Source organism: Arthrobacter sp. 2RAF6 (assembly GCF_052115205.1).
Taxonomy (GTDB): Bacteria; Actinomycetota; Actinomycetes; order Actinomycetales; family Micrococcaceae; genus Arthrobacter.
In genome coordinates this window covers 1-411 of sequence record NZ_JBFRGF010000135.1, presented here as the reverse complement: position 1 = coordinate 411, position 411 = coordinate 1, and the positions used below count along the sequence as shown (strand labels likewise).

At 67.4% G+C, this 411-nt stretch carries 1 pseudogene; it reads right to left on the bottom strand.

Annotation, left to right across the window (positions count from 1 at the left end):
* Positions 1 to 411 (bottom strand): annotated as a pseudogene (locus tag AB4Z38_RS25840) (tyrosine-type recombinase/integrase); the annotation flags it as partial.

Genomic DNA, 411 nt, shown 5'->3' with positions numbered 1-411 from the left:
GGACATCAGCTTCGCTGCGACGAAATTGCGGGCGGTCGGGGCGAACTTGCGACAGGTCAGCAGTTCCTCGCGCCATCCAGCGAACAGGGCGGCGACCTCGGCGTCCGTGGGCGGGATCCGCAGGGCAGCCTGCTTGCGGCCGCGGGGCTTGTTCATCTCGTCGATCGGGCACTCGAGGACCCTGCCGGTCAGAGCGTGGATCTCGACTTGGTGCCGCAGCTCGAGGAACGCGAAGAACGTCGTCAGAGCCTGCGCCCGCGCTAGCCGGGTCCCCTTAGCCGCGTCGCGCAACACCTTGCCGAAGTAGATGTCCGCGTCGGTAGGCTCCATGTCCCACAACGGCTTCCCGAGCCAGGTGCGCACCTGCTCCAGGTGACCGATGTCCGAGCTGATCGTGCCATCCGCCAGCCC